Genomic DNA, 23,805 nt, shown 5'->3' with positions numbered 1-23,805 from the left:
CTCCCGCGCCCGATCCAGCTTCAGGAAATCCGCCATGGCCAATCCCTACCTCGACCACCACCTCGCCCTGCTCGCTCACCTGCGCGGCATCCTGGTCGCCCTGGGCGAGGCCGAACAGGTGCCGGAGGAAAACCACGCCCTCTTCGTCGAGCGCTTCGACGAGCTGATGAGCGAACTGCCGCGCGACCCCGAAGGCAGCCAGTACCTGGGCCAGGACCTGATCAGCCAGGTCTTCCACCGCTACCCGCAGATCGCCCACCTGGTGCCCCGCGACCTGCTCTGGTTCTTCGGTGGCGACTGCCTGCACTTCATGCCGGACGAGGAGATCGAACTCTTCCAGCGCCTGGACGAGCGCCGCTTTGAAGCCGAGCAGAACGGCGAGCCCTTCGACTGGAACCGCGAGAAGCAGCTGCTGGCCCTGCCGGAAGACGGCAGCAAGCATTGAACCCTCCGGGGCGGTGCCTCCGCCGCCCCTCCCCACCCTCCTGCCCAGCACCACCATCCATCGCCCATTGCCCCGCACCGATTGCGACACGGCGCCACCCTCTGCCATAATTGCGAATAATTCTTAAACACTCTTTCCAGTTATTCTCAATGAGGTCAGCGTGTCGGCCGGTGATCCCGCGAACCCGCATCTGGTAGGGCTGCTCTACCGAGACCATCGTGATTGGCTGTTCAGCTGGCTGCGCAAGACGGTGCAATGTCCCCACCGTGCCGAAGACGTCAGCCAGGAGACCTTCCTGCGCCTGCTCACCCGCGCCGAACTGCAACCGCCCCGCCAACCTCGCGCCCTGCTGGCCACCATCGCCCGTGGCCTGCTGGTGGACCAGTTCCGCCGCAATGACCTGGAACGCGCCTATCTGGAAGAACTTGCCCTAGCCCCCCAGGACCTTCACCCAAGCCCCGAGGAACAGGCACTGATCCTGGAAAGCCTCCGTGAGATCGACCACCTGCTCGGCCAGCTATCCAGCAAGGCACGCGCCGCCTTCCTCCACAACCGTCTGGACGGCCTTGGCCATGCCGAGATCGCCGAACGCCTGGGGGTTTCCACCTCGCGCGTGCGTCAGTACCTGGCCCAGGGCATGCGCCAGTGCTACATCGCGCTCTACGGAGAACCGACATGAGCCGGGTATCCGCACGAGCCCTGGACGAAGCCATCGCCTGGCAGCTGTGCCTGGATTCCGGCGAAGCCACTGAGCAGGAACGCCACGAGTTCCGCCGCTGGCTGGGCGCGCACCCGGAGCACGCGCAGGTCTGGCAGCAACTGGGGGGTATCGACCAGCAGCTCTGCGCAGCCGCTCCCGTCCACGCCCGCCGAGCCTTGCTGCGCAGTGGTGGCGTGCGGCGACGCATCCTGCACCCCGTCGCCGGCAGCGCCCTGGCCCTGGTCGTGTCGGTGGGCCTGGGCCTTGGTTTCCTGGCCCAGCAACGCCCCCTGGGGGACTATCTGGCCGATGAAATGACTTCCAGCGGCGAACACCGCGAATTGCGCCTGGCGGACAAGAGCGTCGTGCAACTCAACAGCCGCACGGCGCTGGATATCGACTTCGACGGTCCGCAACGCCGGCTCTACCTGCGCAGCGGAGAAATCCTGGTGAAGACCGGCCACGCCGATCCGCGCCCATTCATCGTCGAAACCGACCAGGGCCGCCTGCAGCCGCTGGGCACCCGTTTCCTGGTGCGACGCGAGGGCGAGTCGACCCGCCTGATCGTGCTCGAATCGGCTGTCGCCGCCGAGCCGCGCAGCGCGTCCGGTGAACGCATCATCCGGGCCGGCGAGCAGGTACGCATCGATCGGCAACACCTCGGCCCCACCGAAGCCGCGCCGGTTGGCGCCGAAGCCTGGAGCCACGGAATGCTGGTGGCCGAGGACCTGCCGCTGGCAGTGCTGATCGACAGCCTGGGTGAGTACCGCAGCGGCTACCTGGGTCTCGACCCGGCCCTGGCCAACCTGCGCATCAGCGGCGTATTCCCGCTGAACGACAGCGACAAGGCCCTGGCCGCCCTCCCCCCGAGCCTGCCGGTGCGCATCGAGCGATTCAGCGACTGGTGGGTGCGCGTGGTACCCGCCAACGACTGAGCCGAACGAAACCCATCGCCCCGAACGATGGGTTTCGCACCTCGATCCACCCTTCAAAAGCCTCCGGACCCTACGCCAGGTAATGGCCGGACGCATCGATTCACCCCACGAAATGACGAGTCCAGGGACGGACCAGAAAAATTTTCAGCGTCCCCCTGTCACTTTTCGATTCTGGTTCGGCAAGAAGGCATTGAGACGATTTCTCACTTAGGAGATGTTCGCAATGCATCCTGCTTCTGCCCCGTTCCGGCGTACCCTGATGGCGCTGGCCATCACCCTTGGCGGCCTGTCCACCCAGGCCCTGGCGGAAACCTACCAACTGCCGCCGGCGTCGCTGGCCAGCACCCTGAACCGCATCGCCGCGGATGCAGGCATCGTCCTCAGCATCGATCCAGCCCTGACCGCCGGCAAGACGGCGCCCGCCGTGCAGGGCGAGCTCACCCCGCTGCAGGCACTGTCCCAGGCCCTGCAGGGCAGTAGCCTGCGCCTGGTGCAGAACGGCGCCGACAGCTACAGCCTGGCTCCCGTGGCCGAAGAAGCGATGAGCCTGCCGGATGTGAACATCGACGGCAGCCGCAACTTCGAGACCGCCTGGGGACCCACCACCGGCATGGTCGCCACCCGCACCGCCGCCGGCACCAAGACCGACACCGCGATCAACGAGATTCCCCGTTCGATCTCCGTGATCACTCGCGAGCAGCTGGATTCGCGCCCCACCCTCAACCTCAACGACTCGCTGCGCTACACCGCCGGCGTGATGAGCAGCGGCTACGGCTCCGACTCCCGCGCCGACTGGCTGAAGGTGCGCGGTTTCGTGCCCACCCAGTTCCTCGACGGCCTGCCGCTCCCGGTGGGTTCCTTCGCCAACCCGAAGGTCGAACCCTGGAACCTCGAGCGCATCGCCGTGCTGCGTGGCCCGGCATCGTCCGTCTACGGCCAGACCCCGCCTGGCGGCCTGCTCGACATGGTCAGCCGCCGCCCCCAGGAAGAGCAGGCCAATGAAGTGGAACTGCAGGCCGGCAGTAACGAGCACAAGCAGATCAACTTCGACAGCACCGGCAAGATCGACGACGAGGGCCAGCTCCTCTACCGCGTCAGCGGCACCGCGCGTGACAGCAACTCACCTGTCGATCACATCCCGGACAAGCGCTACAACATCGCGCCGAGCCTGACCTGGAACATCAACGACGACACCCGCCTGACCTTCCTCTCGCAGTACACCCGCGACGACACGGGCATCACCGGCCAGTTCCTGCCGCTGCAGGGCACCAGGATCGACTCGCCGTTCGGCAAGATCTCCCACCACAAGAACCTCGGCGAGCCGGACTGGGACTTCTACGACCGCACCTATTACGCCCTGGGCTATTCCTTCGAACACCGCCTCAACGATGTCTGGCAGTTCCGCCAGAACCTGCGCTACACCAAGAGCGACCTGGAATTCCAGGCGGTGAACGTGGCCACCTTCAACACCGTCGATGCCAACGGCAACGTCAACCGCGAATCCGGCATCGTCGACGAAGACATCAGCCAGTTCGCCGTGGACAACAACTTCCAGGCCAACTTCAGCACCGGCGAGCTGGACCATACCCTGCTGCTGGGCCTCGACCACCAGCGCGCGAACACCAACTACCGCTGGCTCTACGGCATGGGCGTACCGCCGATCAACGTCAACAACCCGATCTACGGCGCAGACCTGTCCGGTGTCAGTTACTTCACCATGCAGGACTTCAACCAGAAGACCCACCAGACCGGCCTCTACATCCAGGACCAGATCGCCCTGGACAACTGGCGACTGACCCTCGGCGGCCGTGAAGACTGGGTGCACACCGGCACCGAGTTCTACAACAAGAACGATGCCACCAATACCCAGCGCGACGCCGCCTTCAGCGGCAACCTGGGCCTGAGCTACCTGTTCGACAATGGCATCACCCCGTACATCTCCTATGCCGAATCCTTCCAGCCGGCCATAGGCGCCAACGTCGACAGCACCGTTTCCTTCGAACCCACCGAAGGCAGGCAGTACGAAGTCGGCATCAAGTACCAGCCGCCCGGCACCGACGCCATGCTGACCGCCGCGGTCTACGACCTGAACCAGACCAACGTCAGCGTTACCGAAGGCAGCGTGACACGCCAGATCGGCGAGCTGGAGATTCGCGGCCTGGAGCTGGAAGCCACCGCCGACGTCACCGAGAACCTCAAGCTGGTGGCCTCCTACAGCTACACCGACAGCGAAATCCGGAAAGGTCCGGACAAGGGCAACCGCATGGCCCAGGTACCGCGCAACCAGGCCACCGCCTGGGCCGACTACACCTGGCACAGCGGCATCCTCGACGGTTTCGGCGTTGCCGGCGGCGTGCGCTATGTGGGTGACAGCTACGGCAACACCGCCAACACCTGGCTAGGCCACACCGGCTCCTACACCGTCTACGACGCCTCCGTGCACTACGACCTGGGCCGCCTGGACAGCTCGCTGCGCGGCCTTTCCGTGGCTGTGGACGCGAAGAACGTGTTCAACAAGGAGTACCTGTCCACCTGCGATGGCTACTGGTGCTACTACGGTGACGAGCGCACCGTGGTCGGCAGCGTGAACTACAGGTTCTGAGCCTCGCGCCAAATCGAACAAGGGCTGCCACCGCGGGCAGCCCCGCAACCGGGATTCGCCATGCAAAGCCGCACCATCCGCCGCTGGTCCAGGGTCCATACCTGGACCAGCCTGATCTGCACCCTGTTCCTGCTGATGCTGGCCCTCACCGGGCTGCCGCTGATCTTCCACCACGAACTGGAACAGCTGCTGGGTGAAACGCCCGAACTGCGCGAGATGGCTCCGGACACGCCACGCCTGGGGCTGCAGCAACTGGTGGAGAGTGCCCAGCGCCATCGTCCGGGCGAGGTGGTGCAGTACCTGGGTTACGAGAAAGATGAGCCCAACGGCGTGGTGGCCATCACCGCCGCCACGGCCGGCACCGAACCCAACGCCTCCCACACCTTCATGCTCGACGCCCGTACCGGCGAGCCGGTGGCCATGCCGGCCGCCAACGGCGGCGTGCTGATGTTCATCCTGCGGCTGCACGTGGACATGTTCGCCGGCCTGCCCGGCAAGCTGCTGCTGGCCTTCATGGGTACCCTGTTCGTGGTCGCCATCTTTTCCGGCCTGGTGCTCTACTCGCCCTTCATGCGCCGTCTGAAGTTCGCCGAAGTGCGCCACCAGCGCTCCATACGCACCCGCTGGCTGGACCTGCACAACCTGATCGGTATCGTCACCCTGACCTGGGCCCTGGTGGTGGGGGTCACCGGTGTCATCAGCGCCTGCGCCGACCTGCTGATCAGCGCCTGGCGCGAGGACGCCCTGACCGCACTGGTGGAGCCCTACCGCAACGCGCCGCCGCTGACCGGGCGCGCGCCCATGGACAACGTACTGGAGATCGCCGCCAACGCGCTGCCCGACATGCAGGCGGACTTCATCGCCTTCCCCGGCACCCGCTTCTCCAGCGAGCACCACTACACGGTGTTCATGGCCGGCGGCACGCACCTCACTGCGCACCTGTGGACGCCCGTGCTGATCGACGCGCGAACCCTGGAGGTCACCGCCGTGGCGCAGCGCCCCTGGTACATGGATGCCCTGGCGATGTCACAGCCGCTGCACTTCGGTGACTACGGCGGCCGGCCCATGCAGTTGCTCTGGGCCGGCCTGGACATCCTCACCATCATCGTGCTGGGCAGCGGCCTGTACCTCTGGTGGGTACGCCAGCGCCGCGCCGTCGGGCAACGAGCGACCGAGGAGATCACGGCATGAACTGGCGGCAATCTACCTTCACCCTGCCCACGATCATCGGCCTGCTCTGCGTCCTGGGGCTGTTCAGCGCCCTGCTGGGCGATGGCTGGTGGGACGCCCTGGCCTGGCTCGGCATGGGCGTGCCCATGCTGCTGGGCGCCTGGCCACTGCTACGTCGCCCGCGCGAATGAGCAACGAGGCTGCAGAAAAAAAGCCCGCTCGGCATTACCGGGCAGGCCTTTTTCATGGGATTCGAATACGCAGGAGGGCGCCGGCCGGCGCCCCCGGTCAACCCTGCCGGGCCTGTTCGGCGCGTTGCTTGGCAGCCACAGCCTCTTGCTGCTTCTGCTCTTTCAGCTGGACCTGGGCCAGACGGGCCTGCCAGCGTTGAGTCGTACGATCGCCGCCGCCTGCGGCCATGGCTGAACTGGCCGAAAGGACGATGGTCAGGGCGGAAGCAAGGGCGATAACAGATTTCATAATCAATCTCCGGACAACAGAAAAGCACAGCGGAAAAGATCGGCAGGGGTCTCCTCGATCAACCTAGGTGACTGGAGCACCAGTAGATGCCTGAATGGCCAGGGAGCGGCGATCAATTCCGGAAAATAGGACCGACCCCAGCACAGTTAGTTCGCTAGCTAACTAAATGCACCGCCCGACACCCCCACGCAAGACCCGCTACCGCCGTGAGCCTAGAGCGGCGCGAACCGCCCATCAGGACACCCGCTGAAACCACTCCGCGCGACCTGCTAGATGGCCGCGAAGGACTCCACCCCGCTACTCCAACGCAGCCGAACCGGCTCCCGCGAACGCCACGCGGGGCGGCCACTTCTGCCAAAATTCACCAATAATCGGGAACCCCGCTTCAAAAGGCGGGAACCATCACTAGACTGCGGGAGCACACCAACAAGACTGCCGGAGCAGCGATGAGCCACGACACCCAGTCCTTTCGCGATCGCTATCGCGCGGGCATCCACCCGCTCTACAACGTCTGGCTGCACGGTGGTTTCGTGCTGTTCTACGGCGCGGCCTGCCTCGCCTTCTTCATTGGCCGCCTGGATGACGTGAAAGCCCTGGAGTGGCTGGTGGTGCCAGCGGCGCTGGTGTTCTTCAACTGGGGCGAATACGCCATCCACAAGCACCTTGGCCACCACAAGACCCGGCTCGGTTCGATGTTCTACAAGCGCCACACCGGCGATCACCACAGTTTCTTCGTCGCCGGGCAGATGACCTGGGAATCGGGCCGGGACTGGCGGGTGATCCTGTTTCCCGCCTGGCTCATCGTCCTCTTCAGCGCCACCCTGTTCCCCGCCTGGTGGCTGCTGTCCTTCATCAACGCCAATGCGGCCGCGCTCTTCGCCGCCACGCTGCTGGCCGGCTACCTGAGCTACGAGGTCTTCCATGCGTGCGAGCACCTGCCCGCCAACCACCCGATCTCGCGCCTGCCGTGGATCCGCCACATGCGCCGGCTCCACGAACTGCACCATCGTCGCGACCTGATGCAGAGCCACAACTTCAATCTGGTCTTCCCGCTGATGGACTGGCTCAAAGGCAGCCTGCACTGGGAACCGTTGGAACAAGAGAGTCCCATGACCCGCATGCTGCACGAAGTGGAAATCGCCCACGGCCCGGAACAGGTCCTGGCCTACGCCAGCACCGCCACCCGCTGGCCGGAATGGCACCCCTCCTCCCTGCGCGTGGAGGGCCCCGCCGGGCCGCTGCCCGCCGGCAGTCACTTCGAGGAAGACATCCACGCCGGTGGCCGCGCGGGCCACCTCAGCTGGGATGTGACCGAGTACAACCCCGGCCGCCGCTGGAGTGCCACCGCCCGCGGCACCCACGGGCTGGAACTGGTGTTGACCTACGAGTGCGAAGGGACGGAAAGCGGCACGCGTTTCGTCCGTACCCTGGAGTACGGCTTTTCTGGCCTGGCCATGCAGCTGGCGAACTGGCTGGTGATGCGCCGCAAGATCGACCGCGAATCGGCCGAATCCATGGAGCAATTGAAGGAGATGGCCGAACGGACCATCGGGGCCGCACCGGCCCGCCAGCGGGATATGGCCTGAGAGCGAATCGCGGAAACCCAAACGCCGCGTGCCAAGCTGCCGAACAACTGGCGAATCAGCCAGGTCGCCTCTCAAGTCTCATCACGATCGTCCCGATATCGGAGTTGGCTTAAACAAGCCACAGCATTTTCTGATCGAGGCGCGGCTTGGGCCCAGACAGGGCCGTCTCCGTAGCGTTACTCCGCTACCGCCCACTCTGTGCGGCTGGCGGCCACCAGGGCCGCCCAATCATCGGGGGGATTGCCCCGCCCGAGCATCTTCTCGAAGACCGCATAAGGATCGGATTTGCTCCCCGCGGAGCGCAAGGTCTGCTCATCATTGACCCAGGCGAATACGATCACCTTCGTACCGGAGTCGTAGCGGAAGAACAGACGAAACCGCCGCCCGATCTTGGCACGGCGCCAGTGCCGGAATTTGGGGCCAAGCGTACTTCCCTGTCGGAATTCGTTCCGGGAGGGATCGCTTGGCACCACGTCCAAAATAAGGTGGCTCAGCGCGCGGAACAACTTGACGTTGGCATTGCCGTCGACCCCTTCGGGGTCATTCCGCTCAGCCCGTAGCGCTGCCGCATGAAGCTTTTGCAGCTGCTCGATCACGGCGTCGTGAAACAGAAGCGTCCAGCCGTAGCGTAGCATCAGAGGGCCACGTCACCGTCGATGTCCTGCTCCAGATCAACTGCCCGGCCAGCGTTTGCGAGCATGGCCCCAGCCAGATCTTCAGGCAGGCATTGCAGGTGGCGGCCCGCTCGGATGTCAGCCTCCAGCAGGTTGAGGAATGCCAAAATCGCCGGGTCCACGTGTCCGGCATCGGCCCGTGTGACAATGATTTCGCCATCCCGCAGGTCGAACGCTACCTTTCCACCAGCGTCGACCCCCAGCGCTTGCCGGATAGGCTTGGGTAGCGTGAGCTGCCCCTTGGCGGTCAGGGTTGCCACTTCGTGGATGTCATGCATGGGGATTCTCCATAAGTTGCAGAATCAATAGTAAGGAATGTTCCTTACCCGATCAAATGCTCGAGTCCCCCATTCATGCCTCTGGCGTGGCGGAATCGATACCAAGCCTGCCGTGGGCTGTAGCCCTCACTCAGACACTCGCCGCCCTGTCATGCTTACCGCGTTCATCTGCGCCATGCCTTGGCCAGGAAGTTCAACTCGACAAACGTGCCATCGACCCAGCCAACGGAAAGGCCCCTAGGGGAAAGGCCCTGTAGGAAGACTCCATATTGCCCGCCCCCGTCGAGCCGCGCAGAAAGCAAAAGGGCGCGGCCTTGCACCGCGCCCGAACCGGGTCGACGCTGACTTCAGTTGGGGTTTGCGGCCGGTGCCGGGTCCACTTCGGCAGCCTCTGCAGGCGCCGGTGACGCGTCAGGTCGCGGGCGCTTGGCCTTCCGCTCTTGCGCCTGCTCCCGCGAGCGGCGCGAGGCCAGCTTTCTCGCGTACAGCGCCTGCGCAGCCGTTACCTGGCCCGCGGCCTGGCCCTGCAGGTCGACCCGTTCGGCATTCTCCACCAGGCAGGCCCAGTAGCGGCCACCCTGGCACCAGGCGCCGATGGCCTGCTTCAGCTGCTCCGCTGTCACGCCAAGGGTCTCGAGATGCTGCTGGGCGTCTTCGAGAATGCCCTGCTTGAGCGGGACCTTGGGTGCCGGATTCCGCGGAAACGCAAGGGGAAAATGCTTTTGCAGGCGCCAGATGATTTCCACTTCCGGGGATACCGGCTCGCGGCGCTGCTTCGGGGCGGCGGCGCGCTTCGGCTTGGCCGGTTTGGATTGTTCAGCCTGAGCGCGAAGACGCTCCCTCAGTTCAGCAAGTTGTTCAAAACCCATCTTACGCAGTACCAGGTTCGGTCAAATCGGATGCGGGAGGTTACCGCAAAAGGTTGCCAGGCTGCAGCCACCAACTGCGCCTTGATTGCCATCTGGTCGCCCTGGCACCGTCAAGCGACGGGCCGATCCGATGCCGAATCGGACGGAGCGCGAGTAAAGGCAACTAGTCGCTTCGGACCATGACACCGCGCCAACGCCCAGATAGCCTCGCAGGCGTTAATTCGTGGGTTTCATGAAGCCCACCGCCTTCGCTCCACCTTGCACACCACGGAGGAATCTGGTCATGAGCGAACTTATCTGCCGAAAGGGCGCCACCGCCGTCATCACCGGCGCAGCCAGCGGCATCGGCGCCGGGCTCGCGCGCAGGGCAGCCGAACTGGGCATGCGCCTGGTGCTTGCCGATATCGACAGGGAACGACTCGAGGCGCTTGGCGCCTCCCTCGATACCGAGATACTCGCCGTACCCACCGACGTCACCGACGCGGCAGCCGTCGACCAGTTGGCCGCGCGTGCCTGGGAGCGATTCGGCAGCGTCGACCTGCTGTTCAACAATGCGGGCGTCATGGCTACCGGATTCACCTGGGAAATCTCGCAAAAGCGTTTCGAACACAGCTTCGCGGTGAACGTCCAGGGCGTGCTGAACGGTATCCGCAGCTTCGTGCCCCGCCTGCTGAAGCAAGGCAGCCGCTCCCGTATCGTGAACACGGCTTCGATCGGCGGATTCCTGCCAAGCCCGCTGATGTCCCCATACTCGGCGACCAAGTTCGCCGTGGTGGCGCTGACCGAATCGCTGCATGGCGAGTTGCGCATGCTCGATGCACCGATTGGCGTCTCGTTGCTGGCGCCCGGGCCGGTGCAGAGCGGCATCTTCGACGACCCCTTCGGCGATGCCCCCGAGCAACCGGCGGTCCGCGGCTTCGTGGAGCAACTGCGCGGTATGTTGCGGGAAAACGGCTTGTCTCCCGACGAGTTCGCCCAGCGAGTCTTCGCCGGCATCAATGAAGGCCGCTACTGGCTGCTGCCCCAACCGGAACTGCTCGATGAGGCGCTCAAGGCACGCACGGAGGGGATCCTCATGCGCCGCGACCCGCAGCTGCCGCGTTACTGATACGACGGTTCCCCGAGCGCAGTCGGGCTCCGACTGACGGCACCAGGTAATTTCCCGGACGCGTCGATTCGGTCCTGCCTGCAAATGGAAGACGGGCAGGCGGAATTTCCTGCCGGCTATTTCCACCTGCCGTCATCAAGGCAACCGTGCGGGTTCAGCGTCGCTACTGCAGCTGGATCGGCACCGGCGGGGCGTAGGCCTTGAAGGTGGCTGCGTGCTGTTTGGCGGCTTGCAGCAGGACCGGGATGTGCGGCTGCTTCAGCGGGGCCATCGCGTGCTCTTCCTTGGGGTCGATCAGCAGGTTGAACAGCTTGCCGCCATACATCGAACCCTGCATCGTGCTCTGGAACGGGCTGTTGCGCGGCCAGGTATCGTCGTGCTGATAGACCTGGTCGCGCACCAGCACCTTGAACTCGGCGATACGCAGGCCCATGAAGGCGTTCCCTGCCCAGTAGTACTGGGTGCGTCGGCGCGAGGCGCCACTGTCGGCCAGCAGGAAGGATGACTGGTCGATGCTGTCGATGAAACGGTCGCCGGGCAGTTTGTCGCTTGCACCTGCAAGCGTGAGTGCGGTGGCATAGAGGTCGGTCAGATCGAACAGTCCGGCCGACACGCGGCCCTCCTTGATCGTGCCCTTCCAGTAGGCGATCCCGGGGACGCGCACCCCGCCCTCGTAGCCGGTGCCTTTCGCGCCGCGGAACGGTGTGTGCCCAGTGTCGGGGAAGGCTTCGGCGAAGGGACCGTTGTCGCTGGTGATGAAGATCAGCGTGTTCTCCAACTGGCCGCTGCGCTCCAGCGCGTCACGAATCTCGCCGACGCGGTGATCCAGTTCGACCATCACGTCCTTGTACGGGTACTTGGCCAGCGACGTGCCGGCGAAATCCGGGTGCGGATAGTTGTCGTTGTGGGCGCCGCGCGTGGCGAAGTAGAGGAAGAATGGCTGCTTGGCGTCCGTGCTCTGTTCGATGAAGCGCACCGCGTGCTCGGTGAGCTTCTCGTCGACGAAACGGATCGAGTCGTTGTCGATCGGGAACACCGGTTTCGCTTCTTCGCCGCTGCTGCCTTCGACAATGGCCATGGTCTCGCCCTTGGCGGCCCAGGCCTTGCGCACAGGATCGCCGACCAGGTCGGGGTTGCGCCAGGGCTCGCGCCAGGCCGTGTAGTCGTCGGACGAGGTGAGGATGCCGTAGTAGTGGTCGAAACCGACATTCTGCGGCTGGGCCTCCTTGAAGGTGCCCAGGTGCCATTTACCGACCGCCCGGGTGACATAACCGGCCTCCTTGAGCTTCTGCGGCAGGGTAGTTTTCGCGTCCAGACCACGGCCGTTCGCGCCTTCGCCGGGGAGCATCGGGCGCAGCAGGCCGGTACGCACCGGCAGTTGGCCGGTCATGATCGTGGCCCGTGTGGGGGTGCAGGACGGTTGCGAGTAGGTATTGGTCAACTGCAGGCCGGCGTGGGCGATCTGGTCCAGGTTCGGCGTGGCCGCACCGACGGCATCGCCGCCACCATAGACACCGAGGTCTCCCCAACCCACATCGTCCATCAGCACGACGACGATGTTCGGCGCATGGCCGAACCGCCTTCTCAACTCGTCCAGGCGTTCGGCTGCAACCTTCTCCTGGGCGGGACGGACGATGGCCGGCTCCTGGTTCGGCCGTTCTGCGGTCGGCCTGGCAAGGAAGGTGTCGTCCGTCGTTGCCTGGGGTGCGAGACTCGGTTGGGCGCAGACAGGCAGCGCAATGGCGCTGAGCAGCGCCATGAAGCGGCTGCTCCTCGATGCAGAGACTCTCATGGGTGTTTCCTTTCTTTGGATCGTTGCGGGGTAAGCAAGGAGGCGATGGCCGGCAGCAGGACCAGCGCGCCGACCATGTTCCAGATGAACAGCAGGACCAGCAGCAGGCCCATGTCGGCCTGGAACTTCAGCGCCGAGAGCGACCAGGTGGCGACGCCGAGGGCCAGGGTGATGCCGGTGAAGGCCACCGAGGTGCCGGTGGTTTTCAAGGCCTCGAAGAACGCCGCGCGAAACGCCAGGCCTTGGTGCAGGAAGGCCTCCACGCGGCTGTAGAGGTAGATGCCGTAGTCAACGCCTATGCCGACGCCAAGGGCGATCACCGGCAAGGTGGCGATCTTCACCCCCAGGCCCATCTGCGCCATCACCGCCTCGCAGAGCACGGTGGACAGGTACAGCGGCGCCATCAGCGCAAAGGTGACCTTGAGCGATCTGAACTCCCAGAGCACCACCAGCGAGATGATCGCGAACACCAGCATCAGCATCTGTTTTTCCGAACGCTGGATGACCTGGTTGGTCGCGGCCTCGATGCCGGCATTGCCGGCTGCCAGGAGTACCTCGAAGTCGCCGCCTCGGTACTGTCTGGCGAAGGCTTCTGCAGCAGCAGTCACACGGGCCAGGGTTTCGGCCTTGTGGTCGGCCAGATGGACGCTGACGGGCGCCACGCTGCAATTGGCATCCACCAGTTCCGAGGAGGCGCCGGCGCGGGCGTTGTTCATCACGTAGGGGTCGCGGGAGAACTCGGCCCACTTGGGATTGCCCTCGTTACGCGCGAGGATGCCGAAGCGCATGGCGCCGTATAGCGACTGAACCGACTCCACCCCTTCCACTTCCAGCAAGTGGCGTTCCAGCTGGTTGCCCAGGTCGGCGGCGGCGAAGCGTGCACATTGCTCGGGTGGCGTCCTGAACATCACCACGAAGACATCGGTACTGGTGCTGTAGTGATCCAGCAGGTAGGCGTTGTCCTGGTTGTAGCGGGACTCGGGGCGGAACTCCGGAGCACCCGCAGCGAGGTCACCGATCTTCAGGTCCTGCCGTGCGTGGTAGCCGAACCCGAGGAGCAGCAAACTCCCAAGCACCAGCGGCACGGCGATGCGCGGCTCGACCACGCGGCTCAGGCGGCGGAACACCGGCCAGGAAGAATCGGCGCGCCTGCGCTGCTGGCGCAGCCCGTGCGGGCTGACACCGACATAGGACATCAGCACCGGCAGCAGGAACATCTTGGTGAAGATAGCGACGAACACGCCGATGCTGGCGGTGATGGCCAGCTGCTGGATCACGCCGATATCGATCACCAGCAGGGTGATGAAACCGACGGCATCGGCCAGCAGCGCCGTCGAGCCGGGAATGAACAGCGCGCGGAAGGTGCGCCGGGACGCCTCCAGCGGCGTGGCCCCGCTGCCCATCTCGCTCATCATCAGGTTGATGTTCTGCACCGCATGGCTGATGCCGATGGCGAAGATCAGGAAGGGCACCAGGATCGAGTACGGGTCCAGGCCAAAGCCCAGCAGGCTGAGCAAGCCGAGCTGGCCGACCACGGTGAGCAGACAGGTCAGCACTGTCACCGCGGTGCTGCGCCAGCAGCGGCAGTAGGCAAGCAGCAACAGGCTGATCAGGCCGACCGTAAGAGCGAAGAAGAACGCGATGTCGCCGGCGGCGGCCAGCAGGTCGCCAATGATCTGGGCGAAACCTATCACTCGGATGTGCACGCCCTGGCCGGCGAAGTGCTCGCGCACCTCCTTTTCCAGCACCAGGGCGAACTGACCGTAGTCCAGCGGCTGGCCGGTCTCCGGATCCTTCTCCAGCAGCGGCACGCGGATGATCGCCGAGCGGAAATCGTTGCCCACGAAGCTGCCGAGCATGTTGGCACGCAGGATGTTCTGCCTGACCTGGGCCAGCGCCTCCGGGCTGCCCTCGTAGCCATCCGGGATGATCCGGCCGGCGCGCAGGCCTTCGGTGGTCACCTCGCTCCAGAGGGCGTTGGGCGTCCACAGGGACTTGAGGTTGCCGCGGTCGACACCGGGGATATAGAAGACCTTGTCGTTGACTTCCCGCAGCGTTTCCATGAACGCGCGGGTGAAGATCTCACCCTCGGGGTTCTCCACCAGTACGCGCAGCACGTTGCTCTGCGGCCGCAGCACGTCCTCGAACTTCAGGTAGTTCCGGATATAGGGATGGCTGGTGGGAATCATCCGGGTGAAGCTGGCGTCGGGCCGCAGCTCCAGGGCCTTCCAGCCGAGCAGCAGGAAGGCGAGCATGAAGAACGCCAGCACTGCCGGACGGTAGTGGAACAGGGTGCGTTCGGTGTAACCGACCAGGCGCGTCAACCGGCTGCCGACCTTGAGTGTTTCGTGTGGCATCGCCGCATTCATTGCAACTGCTCCCGGATTTCCGTCATGGGCAAGACCTGCAGTCCCCTGCCACCGACCAGTGCCAATTGAGTGGGGTCGATTGCGGCGACACCGAGCAGCGCCGCCTTGTTCGCAGATGACCAGGGTCTGAAGCGCTGGCCGTCGCGGCTGGCCAGCAGCACGCCACCTTGTCCGGCCAGCAGCAGGCTGCCGTCGTCCAGCTCGACGCCCCCATAAAGCCCGGCGCGAACCGGCAAGGGCACCTGCTGCCAACTGTCGCCCTGGTCCTGGCTGGACAGCAGCGTGCCGCCAAAACCAAGAGCCAGCACACGGCCGTCGCGAAGTTGCATCAGCTTGTACAGCGAGGCTGGGGTACTGGGCTGGATCCTCTGCCAATGCCGGCCAGCATCGTTGGTGCGGTACAGGTGGCCACCCTCCCCTGCCACCAGCAGGTTGCCAGCGGCCAGTCCCAGAACGGCGTTGAGGTGCAATCGGTCAGGGTTTTCCAGACCGGGCACAAAGGCCCAGGTCTTTCCGCCATCGCGGGTGTGCACGATCATGCCGTAGGCGCCCACCGCCCAGCCTTCCTGCGCATCGCGGAACCAGACATCCAGCAGCGGACGCGAGGAACCCGCCTCGGCGCCGGCCCTGGCGTCATCCAGGGCGAAATTGGCGTTGTCCAGAGCACTTTCCAGTGCCGCATCACCCGGTGCGGCCGCGCTGGCGGCCTCGAGCCGGGCGACTTCCGCCTCCGCCCAGGAAACCATCAACTGGCTGATGGCGCGGCCATCGAGTTGCTTGCTCCAGGTCCTGCCGCCATCGGCACTGTGCAGCACCACGCCGTCATGGCCGACCGCCCAGCCGTCTCGTTCGCCGACGAAGTGCACGGCAGTCAACAGCAGGTCGACTGGCACGCTGCTCTGCTGCAAGCGCCCATCAGGCTCGCGTAGCAGGATGTGGCCGCTTTCACCGACCGCAACCAGCCGCTCCCCTACTCGCTGCACATCGGTAAGCAGCCGGTGTCCGGTATTGGTCGACAGGTGCGCCGGCCGCTCCAGGCGGTCGGCGAGAGGGGCGCCGAACGCGGACGCTGCCAGGATGCTGGCGCCCAGGCCGATTACAAGGCAAAGCCTCGGACGGATAGTCGTCTTCATGGTTTCTCCCTGCGCGCGACCTCAGCGGCCCGAGCGGCGCAGAGCCGCGGGGCTGAAGTCCTTGAGGGTGGCGCGGATGCCGAAGCGGGTGAGCTTCTCTTCGTTCTCCAGGCCGTAGACCACATAGCGTCGGGCCTGCAGGTCATAGGCGACTTCACTGACATGGATGGCCGAGAGCACGTCGTAGCGCTGCAGGCTGTGGGCCTCCTGTACGCGCCACAGTTCGCCGCGGCCGTCGTAGAGGTCGGCGGCGAGGATGCCCCAGCTGTCCTCGTCGAGGTAGAACACCCGCTTGGCGTAGATATGCCGCTCACCGGGCTTGAGCGTGGCTTCGACCACCCAGACGCGGTGCGGCTCGTAGCGGACCAGATCCTGGTTCAGGTGGTTGGCCTGTACGATCTGGCCGTACTTCAGCGAACGGTCGGCCAGCTTGTAGGTGTTGTAGGGCACCAGCATTTCGCGCTTGCCGACCAGCTTCCAGTCGTACTTGTCCGGTGCGCCACTGAACAGGTCGATCATGTCGTTGGTGCGCAGGCCATCGGAGGTACTGACCGGGGAGTCGTAAGAGACTTCCGGGGCGCGCAGCACGCGACGCTGGCCGGGGTTGTAGACCCATGCCAGGCGACTCTCGCGGGTCTGATCCAGCGGTTCGTGAATCAGCGTCTGGCCGCCGGCGACACTTTCCGGAGAGGTGACCTTGCCCAGGTAGTAGAACAGCCGGTTCGGCTCCGGATTGCCCATGGCCGAGGCCATCACGGCCTTCACTTCCCTGCGTACCGGGGTGAAGCTGCCGTTGGCCTGCACCACCATCTCCGTGGGGTAGTACAGGTAGCCGCCGGCGCGGTAACGCACGAGGTGGTTGTAGATCGCCTCGATCCCCGACTTCGGGATCGGGAACGGCACGCTGGTCCTTTCATAATCGACCAGGCCGTTGCCGTTGTTGGCCAAGTCCACCTGGGCGGCCTCGCGGGCGATCTGGGTGTACTCGGTCGCGGGCAAGGCCGCCGTGCGGTGGCTCGGATAGACGTTCATGCGGTAGGTCGGGTACCGCTCCAACAGGGCCCGGTAGCCCGGGCTGAGCTGGTCGCCGTACTGCGCCATGTTCGCCTTGGAGACGGTGAAGAGTGGCTTCTCACCCGCGAAGGGGTCGACATAACCCTTGCTGGCGTCGAACCCGGCCGGTGGCGTAGCAAGGCCGCCGCTCCAGGCTGGAATGCTGCCGCTGGCATTGCCGCTTTTCTCGGCACCGGTGGGAGTCAGATCCTTGCCCAGGCGGGCAATTTCTTCGGCGCTCGCTTTGGCCAGGGCGATCTCGCTGGCAAGGCTGAGCAAACCGCCGAGCACGGCGGCGGAGAACAGATGCTTGTTCATGGCAGTTACCTCGGGTGTCAGAAGCCCATGCGCAGGCTGAGGGCGATGAAGTCGCGGTCGGTGGCACCGAACGGCGTATTGCCCGTGCCCGACCAGGAGAGTTCGGCGGAGTAGTTCTGCAGGTAGTCGGCCTTGACGCCGACCGAGCCCAGCAGACGGTCTTCGACGAAGTTGCCGTCGTAGGACCAACCCTGGACGTCCTGGCCGAAGGCGACGAAGGGCGAGACGTTGACCCCGGCTAACAGCGCCGGGTAATTGAGCTGCGCGCGCACGCGGTATCCCCAGGAGAACTTCGTGGCATAGCCGTCCCGGGAACAGGCGTACTTCCGGTACTGCGCCGCGGCGCCTACGAGGCAACCGGCAGCGTTGCCGTCAGCCAGGTCGGAACCGTACAGGTCGCCCTTGGTGTAGCGGCGCTTGTCCAGCCCCGGCAGATCGTGCATGTACTTCATGCCCACCTCGCCGGTCAGGCCAAGGCTGTCGGCGCCCAACACCTGGGAAATGGACTTGATGAAGCCGAGCGACAGTTGCGAGATCTCGCGGCGGTCATAGCCGTTGTAGACCGAGCCCGGCGTGGCGTTGATGGCGTCCTGGCCGAGGGTAATATCCTGGCCGATCACCGCGGCCGTCGCCCCGGGGTTGCCGGCGAACGCAGGAATGAGGTCACCGGTGGCCAACTGCACCGGCTGATTCGGACGGTAGCTGTATTCGCCGAATATCGAGGTGCCCCAGAGATTGGTGGAGAAGCTCAGGCCGAAGATGCGGATGTCCTCGGGGAAGTCGGCGAAATAGCGTCCGTTGGTGTCCTGCTTGCCCGGCAGCCAGCCGGCCCCCGCACCCGGGCGCAGATCGGTGAGGATGCTGGAGTACGGCGTGCGCGAGTGGATGTTCAGCGCATAGGCACCGAACTCGGTGCCGATCTGGTCGGCGAAATAGCGCAAGGCCAGGCCGAACTGCCCGGCGTCGGACGGTTCGTTGTCCCCCGCGCGGCGGATGATCTGATCGTTGCCGAAGCTGACCGGGTCGTTGGCACCGCCACGCGGAACGCCGAAGCAGCCCTGGGAGATGAAATCGTTGGTCGCGAAGTAGGTGCCGCAGCCCTCCAGCACGGTCCGCCTCCATTCCAGCTGGTAGAAGGCCTCCAGGCTCAAGGCGTCGGTCAGGCCGAGGTTGCCGTAAAGCATGGGCACCGGCAGCAGGGCTTCCTTGAGCTGCGAACCGGGTCGGCGCAGCGCCGCCACGTCGATGGGATTGGCCGCGTTGATACCGTTCTGGAAGAACAGGCCCTCGCCCCAGTTGACCACCTGGTTACCGGCTCGGGCATGCAGTGGGTGGTCCCCGATGGTGAAATCACCGAACACATAGGCATCGAGCAGGGCCACGCCCTGGAACTTGGCCAACTCGTCGAAGTGGCTGTCGTCGAGTTTGCTGTTCGGCTGGTAGCCATTGGACGAATGGCCGAAATCCACCTCGCGATTGCTCAGGGTGTAGTCGTACCAGGCCTTTCCACGGATGAAGGCGCCATAGTTGCGCCAGTTCAGTTCCATCTCGCCGAGCAGGGTGACCGGCGACGACACCAGGTTGCGTTTGCGGAAATTGAGGCGGCCATCGTCGCCGGTACGCCCGCCACTGGGATTGAACTGGCCGGGCGCGCCATAACCGATACTGTCGGCGTTCCCCTGGAAGATGCTGTCACTGTCAGGCTTTTCAGCATTCCAGATCGCACCGATGCTGAGGCTGCCGTTGGCACGGCCACTCACCTCGCCCCATTGGATCTCGGCGGCCCCGCTGCCCATCGAGATTGCCAGGGCCAGGGGAGAAAGGACCCGCGAGGCCCGTACCAGTCGGTGACGGCGGGACTGTTGGTGAATCATGACGCTACCCTCTTATTAGTTGTTCTGTGAGGTTTTCGATTGGCCTGAAACCGGCGCGAGCGAACCCGATCCACGCCAGCGATGGCGCGAGCTTCAGGGGAAGTTGGCCGGATCGAGTGCAGGGACGGACTGCCAGTCCCCGCCCTGGGGTTAGTCGGGCATGACGCGGAGCACGGCGGTGACCAGATTGTTGAACGCCTTCTGCGAATCAACCGGCCTGGGGCCTCGGGCCTGACGGGCTCCGGACTGCGTGGCGCGGGGTGCCAGGTCCATGGCGGAGGCCAGCTTGACGATCACCAGTTCGCGGGCTGGATTGATGTAGATCTTCTGGCCGAAACGACCGGCCGCTTCCAGCGATCCGTTGCCGTCGTTCTTCTGGTACCAGTAATTGCGGTAGGAGTAGCCCGAGCGCTCTCCGGACCTGCTGCCCGCGGCAACCAGGTCCCGATTGTCGTGGGGTGCGAAGCTCAGCTGCACGGCTCGCGCGAACGGGTCTTTCCGGGAGTCCTCGCCGAGTGCGAGGCGAACCGCTTCGGCAAAGCGTCCGGCATCGCGCAAGCTACTGCTCAACCCACCACTGGCCATCTCGATGCCCTGCTCATCCACCAGCATGTCGGCGTCATCTGCCGCGAACCGCGACCAGATCCGCTCCGACACCAGCTTGCTCCAGCTCTGCCCGGTGACACGGCTGATGGCCCAGGCGACCGCTTCAGGCGAGCCGTTCTGGTAGAAGAACAGCGGCTTGCCCGCCTGCGCCGCATCGCTACCCGTCACCTTGAGGAAGTCGTAGATGCTGGCAGGCATGCCGGGTTTGCGAGGGACAATGCCCGTCGCAGCGAACAGCCCGATGTCCGGGGGCACGTCGCTGGGATAGCTGACGGCAACCGCCATATCCAGGTTCTGCTGGAGCGTGGCGTCGCCGAAGGGGGTGTCGACCAGCTCGGGTACATAACTGGAAAGCCGTGCGTTCGGATCCAGTTTGCCCTCGGCGATAAGCTGCGCTGCAAGCAGGCCCGTGACCGACTTGGTCATCGACGCCCAGATATGCGGCTGACGCGCAGTGAAGCGGTCGAGATAGCGCTCGTAGACAATCCTCCCCTTGTGCAGGACGAGGAAGCCATCGGTGGTGGTCTCTTCCAGATATCGGGAGAGCGTCAGTGTCTGCTCGCCAACGGAAAAGGCCAGATCGCCCAGTGCCTGCTGCTCGCCATTCTTCAACACCAGGGGCGATTCAGCCCGGGCGACGTTACGGGTGGGCGACAACTCTCGCGCATGGCTGGTGGCCCAGCGCAGGTAGGGGGATTGAAAGGCATTGGCCTTGGTCACTCGCTGCTCGGCAGGCGGCGGGAACCCCTGCATGACGTCCAGTCCGCCTTCCGCGAACGCGGATTGCAAACCCAGGCCGGTGAGCAACAGACAGGCAGAAGCAACACGTTTGAATGGTGCGGTGATCAAAGTTGGCTGGTTGTTCATTGTTATTGTGTCCGACGGTGTGGTCCGGGCAGTTCGGGACCTTGCCACGATCAATTCCCGGGCAGATCACGACTGTTGTGGTGCGGCGCCAGTCTGTGAGAGATTCAGACATAAACACAAAGAACCAAACAGGCAAAACCCATAACCATCTGGAATGCCATGGACACCCGCGACTTCGAATACATGGTCTGCATCCAGAAGCACGGCACAATCGGCAAGGCCGCAGAGCTCCTGGGGATCAGCCAACCGGCACTGACCAAGGCGCTACGCCGGGTCGAACAGCAGTTGGGGATTCAACTCTTCGAGCGTCTCCCGCAGGGCGTGCGGGCCACCGAGGTTGGTGCACTGTTTCTCGAGCGGGCAAAGCACCTGCACCGTGACTTCGAGGACGCGCTTGCGGAAATGCGCTGCATCAGCAAGGGCGAGCAGGGGATCGTGCGACTTGGCTACTCCCCGACATTCCCCGATGCGCTGGTCGTTGCGGCCAGCCGCCGCCTGATGCGCGAACGGCCCGCCGCCAAGCTTCGTCTGCACTGGCGATTGGCCAAGGAGCTACTGGAATCTCTGGATGCCGGAGACATCGATATGGCGTTCGTTCCCATATCGGCAAGCAGCGCCGAGTTCAGCACGCAGCTCCTCTATGAAGATCGCCTGGTGGTGGCCGTGGACCCGAGTCACCCGCTGGCCACACGGAAACGGATCACCCTCTCGGAACTGCATGGGGAAGAGTGGTTGTTGCCAGCCGGGAACATGGGCGTCCGGCAGATGCTCGAGGAGCACTGCCGTCAACGCGGACTGCCTTCGCCATTGTGGCGGGCCGAGGCGGACTTCAGTAGCGAGACGCTCTATCAATTGATTGAAGGGACAAGGCTTCTGACGCTGGCACGTTATGGACGTGGATTCCTGGCGACAGGGTTGGCGGCAATCGATCTGAGGCCCGGGGAACTTGAGCTCGATCGGCGCGTCGGCATCGTCACGCGGGCCCAGGGCTACCTCTCCCCCGTTTGCCAACGAATGATCGAATTGTTCAAGGAGGAGCTGGGCAAGAAAGAGATTCTGGAGTGGTTGTAGGGTCAGGGGATCAACCGGGAGAGGCCAGGTATTGCTCGATGCAATCGAAAACGCGCGGCCGGTACTCCCGGCCGCCGTCCCATGTTCCTCTTCTCGCTGCGGTTTCAACTGGCCTGCGGTGCGCCGGACGCGGCAGCGTATACCTCGGCAAGGGATGGGTTGCGACGCAGTGTCTGGCCGCCACTGACATGGATGACCTGACCGGTGACGAAGCTGGACTCATCACTCGCCAGCCAGAGCGCGGCATCGGCGACCTCTGCCGCGATGCCGCTACGCCGCAGCGGAATCTCGCGGTGATAAAGGGCGGCAATGGCGGGATGCATCAGGCCGCCCCCCGACATCGGCGCGTCGGCCACGCCACCCGGGGCGATGGAGTTGGCACGGATACCCTGCTGGCCGAATTCGTGGGCGATGCAACGGATGACATGGTCGATGCCTGCCTTGGTCCCCATGTAGGCGGCATGGTCGTCGAACATGATGCTGGCGGTCACCGACGAAACCTGGATGATCGAGCCGCCCTCGGGCATGTGGCGCAGCAGCGCCTGGAAATACTGGAACGGTCCGGTGAACTGGACCGCGTTCATCCTGTCCAGGTCTTCCTGGCTGTGCTCGAGAAAGGGCTTCAGGAGGCCCCAACCGGTGGCATTGACACCGATATCGAGCCTGCCGAGCCGTTCTTCACTCCGGGCAACGAGATCCGCGACCTCGGCCTGTGAAGTGATATCGCAAACCCGCCAGGGGACGCCAAGGGCATCGGCAACGGCCGACAGCGCATCGGGGCGACGCCCCGACACCAACACCCGGGCCCCGTGCTCGACGTAACGACGGGCGATGGCCTCGCCGATATTGCCGGGCGCAACCCCCAGCACCAAGGCTGCTTTACCTTCCAATCGCTTCGACATGCAGTTCTCTCACACAGCGGTATCAATGACACGAATCGGGTCGGAACCATCCCAGGTCCTGGCGGCCTCGATGCCCTGCTGGATCAGCTCGCGCATGCCGGTGCCCTGGATGACTTCGTAGAACACTCCCGGCTCCGCGTCGTTTTCGAGATAGGCAACGCGCGTCGCCGGGTTGCTCGCCTCGAGAACCACTCGAAGCCCAGTGGCCGTCAAACGCGCTATCGCCTGGTCGATATCGGTGACGATCCAGGCGACATGGTGCATTCCATGAAGGACACGGCCTTGCTCGTCCCGATAGGGTGACTTCGCGGCATTGGTCACCTGAATCAACTCGACCTGGATCGCGCCCTGATAACCGAGCCCGACATCCATGGTGACCGTCACCGGTTCACCGCGATAATTTCCCTCCAGGGAGACGTTCCGAAAGACGGTCCATGGCCCGACACCGAAATGCTGTTGCCAGCGTCCGATGCTCTGTTCCAGGTCATCGACGAGATAGCCGATCTGGTCTATCTGGCCGAGGAAAGCACTGTTCATGACAACTCCTTGCATGTGATGTCAGTAAGGGAAGAGCCGCCAGCGAGGATATGGCGCCGCCCCCGCCCGGCTCCTTCAGCTCGTGCGCTCGCGCCCATTCCGACAGAGGCAGCCGGTGCACGACCGGCATTCGCAGCCCTTGCAGCCGGTCCCGCGCGAAGCGTTGCAGGCGTTGGTCGTTGACGCGCACCACTAGGGCGACGAATCGTTGTGTTGAACTCGCAGGTTGGGCGACAACTAGGGCAGCAATCTGGCAAGGGAGGAAACGGGTACGGAGCAACTGGGGTAGCTGGCATTGCAATAGACATTGCTCGCCAGCGCTGTAGGCACTGGGATCGTGTCCCACCGAGTGGTGTAACTGCCATGGTTCTGGCAGTTGAGTTTGCGGGGACTCAGCTGATCACAGCAGATAGCCGAGCAGTTTGATTGTCACTGA

General features: G+C 64.5%; 21 protein-coding genes. 9 read left to right on the top strand and 12 right to left on the bottom strand.

Going from position 1 to position 23,805, the window contains the following annotated elements:
* Window positions 1–34: 34 nt before the first annotated feature.
* From ACFPU0_RS27950 to ACFPU0_RS27925, 6 genes are all read left to right on the top strand, one after another.
* A complete protein-coding gene (locus tag ACFPU0_RS27950; protein ID WP_377696550.1) occupies window positions 35–445 on the top strand; it encodes a PA2817 family protein in 411 nt (136 codons plus the stop codon).
* Between the two features lie 160 nt (window positions 446–605).
* On the top strand, window positions 606–1,124 hold the full coding sequence (locus ACFPU0_RS27945; RefSeq protein ID WP_377696549.1) for an RNA polymerase sigma factor: 519 nt from the start codon (window positions 606–608) through the stop codon (window positions 1,122–1,124).
* Window positions 1,121–2,080, top strand: coding sequence for a FecR domain-containing protein (locus tag ACFPU0_RS27940; protein ID WP_377696548.1), 960 nt, complete (start codon window positions 1,121–1,123; stop codon window positions 2,078–2,080). Before ACFPU0_RS27945 ends, ACFPU0_RS27940 begins: the two co-directional genes overlap by 4 nt.
* Window positions 2,081–2,303: 223 nt before the next feature.
* Window positions 2,304–4,682 (top strand): TonB-dependent siderophore receptor, encoded by a 2,379-nt coding sequence (locus ACFPU0_RS27935; RefSeq protein WP_377696547.1) that lies wholly within the window; start codon window positions 2,304–2,306, stop codon window positions 4,680–4,682.
* 60 nt (window positions 4,683–4,742) lie between these two features.
* A complete protein-coding gene (locus tag ACFPU0_RS27930) occupies window positions 4,743–5,873 on the top strand; it encodes a PepSY-associated TM helix domain-containing protein (RefSeq protein WP_377696546.1) in 1,131 nt (376 codons plus the stop codon).
* Window positions 5,870–6,043 (top strand): hypothetical protein, encoded by a 174-nt coding sequence (locus tag ACFPU0_RS27925; RefSeq protein ID WP_377696545.1) that lies wholly within the window; start codon window positions 5,870–5,872, stop codon window positions 6,041–6,043. The genes ACFPU0_RS27930 and ACFPU0_RS27925 overlap by 4 nt, the downstream gene beginning before the upstream one ends.
* A gap of 97 nt (window positions 6,044–6,140) precedes the next feature.
* On the opposite strand, the gene ACFPU0_RS27920 is transcribed toward ACFPU0_RS27925, so the two are convergent.
* Entirely contained in the window at window positions 6,141–6,332 is a 192-nt protein-coding gene (locus ACFPU0_RS27920) for a hypothetical protein (RefSeq protein WP_377696544.1), read from the bottom strand.
* 446 nt (window positions 6,333–6,778) lie between these two features.
* Here ACFPU0_RS27920 and ACFPU0_RS27915 point away from each other — a divergent pair, with 446 nt between their 5' ends.
* Window positions 6,779–7,918 (top strand): SRPBCC family protein, encoded by a 1,140-nt coding sequence (locus ACFPU0_RS27915; RefSeq protein ID WP_377696543.1) that lies wholly within the window; start codon window positions 6,779–6,781, stop codon window positions 7,916–7,918.
* Window positions 7,919–8,094: 176 nt separating this feature from the next.
* On the opposite strand, the gene ACFPU0_RS27910 is transcribed toward ACFPU0_RS27915, so the two are convergent.
* The 3 genes from ACFPU0_RS27910 to ACFPU0_RS27900 all read right to left on the bottom strand — a co-directional run bounded on the left by ACFPU0_RS27910 (window position 8,095) and on the right by ACFPU0_RS27900 (window position 9,739).
* Window positions 8,095–8,553: a type II toxin-antitoxin system YhaV family toxin gene (locus tag ACFPU0_RS27910; protein ID WP_377696542.1), complete on the bottom strand. Its 459-nt coding sequence runs from the start codon at window positions 8,551–8,553 to the stop codon at window positions 8,095–8,097.
* Complete coding sequence (locus ACFPU0_RS27905; RefSeq protein ID WP_377696541.1) at window positions 8,553–8,870, bottom strand: type II toxin-antitoxin system PrlF family antitoxin; 318 nt, start codon at window positions 8,868–8,870, stop codon at window positions 8,553–8,555. The genes ACFPU0_RS27910 and ACFPU0_RS27905 overlap by 1 nt, the downstream gene beginning before the upstream one ends.
* 347 nt (window positions 8,871–9,217) lie before the next feature.
* Window positions 9,218–9,739 carry a ProQ/FinO family protein gene (locus tag ACFPU0_RS27900; protein ID WP_377696540.1) on the bottom strand — a complete coding sequence of 174 codons (522 nt, stop codon included), beginning with the start codon at window positions 9,737–9,739 and terminating at the stop codon, window positions 9,218–9,220.
* A 283-nt stretch (window positions 9,740–10,022) separates the two neighbouring features.
* On the opposite strand from ACFPU0_RS27900, the gene ACFPU0_RS27895 reads away from it, so the two are divergent.
* Entirely contained in the window at window positions 10,023–10,847 is an 825-nt protein-coding gene (locus tag ACFPU0_RS27895) for an SDR family NAD(P)-dependent oxidoreductase (RefSeq protein ID WP_377696539.1), read from the top strand.
* 163 nt (window positions 10,848–11,010) lie between these two features.
* On the opposite strand, the gene ACFPU0_RS27890 is transcribed toward ACFPU0_RS27895, so the two are convergent.
* The 6 genes from ACFPU0_RS27890 to ACFPU0_RS27865 all read right to left on the bottom strand — a co-directional run bounded on the left by ACFPU0_RS27890 (window position 11,011) and on the right by ACFPU0_RS27865 (window position 20,859).
* Window positions 11,011–12,639 carry an arylsulfatase gene (locus ACFPU0_RS27890; protein WP_377696538.1) on the bottom strand — a complete coding sequence of 543 codons (1,629 nt, stop codon included), beginning with the start codon at window positions 12,637–12,639 and terminating at the stop codon, window positions 11,011–11,013.
* Window positions 12,636–14,996: an efflux RND transporter permease subunit gene (locus ACFPU0_RS27885; protein ID WP_377696537.1), complete on the bottom strand. Its 2,361-nt coding sequence runs from the start codon at window positions 14,994–14,996 to the stop codon at window positions 12,636–12,638. Before ACFPU0_RS27885 ends, ACFPU0_RS27890 begins: the two co-directional genes overlap by 4 nt.
* Before the next feature lie 8 nt (window positions 14,997–15,004).
* Entirely contained in the window at window positions 15,005–16,141 is a 1,137-nt protein-coding gene (locus ACFPU0_RS27880) for a WD40/YVTN/BNR-like repeat-containing protein (protein ID WP_377696536.1), read from the bottom strand.
* A 21-nt stretch (window positions 16,142–16,162) separates the two neighbouring features.
* Window positions 16,163–17,512, bottom strand: a complete 1,350-nt coding sequence (locus ACFPU0_RS27875) for a DUF1329 domain-containing protein (RefSeq protein WP_377696535.1) — start codon at window positions 17,510–17,512, stop codon at window positions 16,163–16,165.
* Window positions 17,513–17,529: 17 nt separating this feature from the next.
* Window positions 17,530–19,386 (bottom strand): DUF1302 domain-containing protein, encoded by a 1,857-nt coding sequence (locus ACFPU0_RS27870; protein WP_377696534.1) that lies wholly within the window; start codon window positions 19,384–19,386, stop codon window positions 17,530–17,532.
* A 150-nt stretch (window positions 19,387–19,536) separates the two neighbouring features.
* Entirely contained in the window at window positions 19,537–20,859 is a 1,323-nt protein-coding gene (locus ACFPU0_RS27865) for a serine hydrolase domain-containing protein (protein WP_377696533.1), read from the bottom strand.
* Between the two features lie 159 nt (window positions 20,860–21,018).
* Here ACFPU0_RS27865 and ACFPU0_RS27860 point away from each other — a divergent pair, with 159 nt between their 5' ends.
* Window positions 21,019–21,930: a LysR family transcriptional regulator gene (locus ACFPU0_RS27860; RefSeq protein WP_377696532.1), complete on the top strand. Its 912-nt coding sequence runs from the start codon at window positions 21,019–21,021 to the stop codon at window positions 21,928–21,930.
* A gap of 104 nt (window positions 21,931–22,034) precedes the next feature.
* On the opposite strand, the gene ACFPU0_RS27855 is transcribed toward ACFPU0_RS27860, so the two are convergent.
* Together ACFPU0_RS27855 and ACFPU0_RS27850 are read right to left on the bottom strand one after the other, a co-directional pair.
* Window positions 22,035–22,832, bottom strand: coding sequence for an SDR family NAD(P)-dependent oxidoreductase (locus ACFPU0_RS27855; RefSeq protein ID WP_377696531.1), 798 nt, complete (start codon window positions 22,830–22,832; stop codon window positions 22,035–22,037).
* A gap of 9 nt (window positions 22,833–22,841) precedes the next feature.
* The gene (locus tag ACFPU0_RS27850) at window positions 22,842–23,369 is read right to left on the bottom strand and encodes a VOC family protein (RefSeq protein WP_377696530.1); all 528 of its coding nucleotides are present in this window, start codon (window positions 23,367–23,369) and stop codon (window positions 22,842–22,844) included.
* Window positions 23,370–23,805: the final 436 nt, after the last annotated feature.

This window comes from Pseudomonas sp. GCM10022186 (genome assembly GCF_042656385.1).
Classification (GTDB): Bacteria; Pseudomonadota; Gammaproteobacteria; order Pseudomonadales; family Pseudomonadaceae; genus Metapseudomonas.
This window is presented reverse-complemented; position numbering and strand designations above follow the sequence as displayed.